The organism is Bradyrhizobium sp. WSM2254 (assembly GCF_000472645.1).
Taxonomy (GTDB): domain Bacteria; phylum Pseudomonadota; class Alphaproteobacteria; order Rhizobiales; family Xanthobacteraceae; genus Bradyrhizobium; species Bradyrhizobium niftali.
In genome coordinates this window covers 1-2,101 of the sequence record NZ_AXAB01000098.1, presented here as the reverse complement: position 1 = coordinate 2,101, position 2,101 = coordinate 1, and the positions used below count along the sequence as shown (strand labels likewise).

Below are 2,101 nucleotides of genomic sequence, written 5' to 3'. Positions count from 1 at the left end.
CTCGTAGGCGTCCGTCAATATCGTTATTTCCTCCGGGCCTAACGGAGAGTTCTGTAGCAGGCGGTAGATGGCCATTTTGGGTTTAGCTCCGGACCCATTATGGCGCCCGAAAATCAAATTAAGACACACCTAAATTCAGCTTGGGCAATCGAGGCTAAATACATGTATGCCGCAGTGCAGAAAGAACGTTTATGAATAGGGCCGCCTCGCAGCAATGGGTCGGTCATCGGGGACCAATGCAATGTCCGCTCCCGGTCAAAAGCAGCGGTGGACACGCCAAGTTGGATCGGCGTCGGTTTGCCCCTGACAGCCGACATGACACGCGCTCAATCGACCTTCGGCTAACGGCCACAAGCGGCGGTCGAGGCAAGCACGACCCCACGTCCGGTCCACCCCGCGACGGCCGACATTACAATAGCCTCAGCCTTGTTCGGCCTAGAGTAAATAGCAGACGCCGCCCGCTCACCGAGAATGCCTTATTCTCGAGCGATCCTGTAAACATCGCCGGGTTCGAGGTTGAGTTCCTCGAACATCCTCTGCTGCTTTTCAGTGAGAACCGCTGGCACAACTTCCGCAGTCCAGCCTTCGGGAACGGCAGCGAGGACCAGCGTCAATGCCTGATTGGGCTTGGCTAAGGCGAGCCACATCTGCTTCGTTGGCTGCGGAGCGTCGTCCGAGGTCACCTCAACGATAGTGAATGAAGTGCCGAACGACTCTGCCATCAATGGCTAATCCGCGGAATTGCTGATAGTTGCAATAACTAGCTGGGTCGCGGAAGGCGGACGGGGCCAGCAATCAATCTATAGGTGGGCACCCAAGCGGTGTTCCACGATTCCATAGTCGCGCCGCAAACCGAGCACTCGAAGCTGGCGATCTGCCGACCTGGGGCCATCGCCTCGGTTCGGCTATAGACCGCTCCACACTGGCAGGATCGGTAGTGAGAATCGAGCATCCCCGTTTATGCGCTCAAAAGGCGAAACAGGCCACTGCGAAAATCGTACTAGGCCGCTGAGGATGGAAGCAGGATAGTGCCGGTGAAGCCGGGAGGTACAGCCCACAACTGGAACGTCTGATAGCTAAGCCTGGCACCGCTGTGCGGGCGCGGTCTTGCCCCCAGCTCTGCATATAGTTACTCTCCACGCGAAGCTCAATTCGATACTGGCAGAGACTTCAATGCTAACGACGACACGCGAGTACGTTGATTTTTGGGTCGAGAACAGCGTTCACGCTGCGGAGCAATACGGGACGCCGGGCGCTTCACAAAGCGTGGACGTATTGGTTGACCGCCTCGTTGAGGGGGCCAAGAATCAAAACATCCCGCGAGAGGCCCTCGAGAAAGAGGTCGGTGATCTAAAGCCGTACATCGAGGGAAAACTCGCGACTGCCAACCGGATTGAGCAGGATCGCCGCAAGTGACTTCGACTTGCGCAGAGCCGACGAAGTCGCGTCTGTCTTAGCTCCGATCACGAAGGGCACTGCGAGAACGGCCATGGCAATGCGAGAGGAAATAAAGCGAGTGATACATGCTGCGACACCCGGTATGCCGCAGCAGCTCCACTCTTGCTGGTGTTAGGCGAACTCCTTAGCAACGCACTCGACAGAATCGATGAACTCGAGAAGAAGGCCAACGGTCAACCGGCAGACAAGCGCTGATCGCGCAGGCGGCCACTCTTCCTGCTTTGAAATGTGACCCTCGCCCTTCAGCATGCCGCTTCCGCTTGTTCAACACGCCTCTCCTTATGGCTTCAGTCAATTCATCCATCGCTGACAGAATTGGGTTGTTCGTCCTAGAAGCTGAATAATTTCCAGTCGACATGCTTCTGCCGCTATTGCTGCGCCCGGTCTCAGGTCCATTGCTCACGCTTTTTCCGGCGGCCCAGAATGGCGTCAGGTTAGCCACAGGCGAGGTCCGCAATGGGTCAATCGCGTCGGGTGCGCCCGGACGAGCCGCTTCCGCTCTGCCCCACAAATCGGACCACGGGTGAGCCGGTCTGGACTTCGCCTACGGGCCGATTTTGTTGCAAAAGTCGGTTGAGGCAGGCCGCGAACCGTGATTCCGTTGTGTTGACGCGAATCTCGGCGAGGTCGATCCATGATGGGC

General features: G+C 57.4%; 3 protein-coding genes. 1 reads left to right on the top strand and 2 read right to left on the bottom strand.

What is annotated here, in order from left to right; all coding sequences use genetic code 11:
- Positions 1–476: 476 nt before the first annotated feature.
- Entirely contained in the window at positions 477–722 is a 246-nt protein-coding gene (locus A3M7_RS45625; RefSeq protein WP_049823954.1) for a hypothetical protein, read from the bottom strand.
- 451 nt (positions 723–1,173) lie between these two features.
- Between A3M7_RS45625 and A3M7_RS0137655 the strand changes: the two genes are divergently transcribed.
- A complete protein-coding gene (locus tag A3M7_RS0137655; protein ID WP_027548494.1) occupies positions 1,174–1,416 on the top strand; it encodes a hypothetical protein in 243 nt (80 codons plus the stop codon).
- 503 nt (positions 1,417–1,919) lie between these two features.
- Here A3M7_RS0137655 and A3M7_RS50345 read toward each other — a convergent pair.
- The coding region (locus tag A3M7_RS50345; protein ID WP_210164311.1) for a hypothetical protein at positions 1,920–2,101 on the bottom strand (182 nt) is incomplete at its 5' end.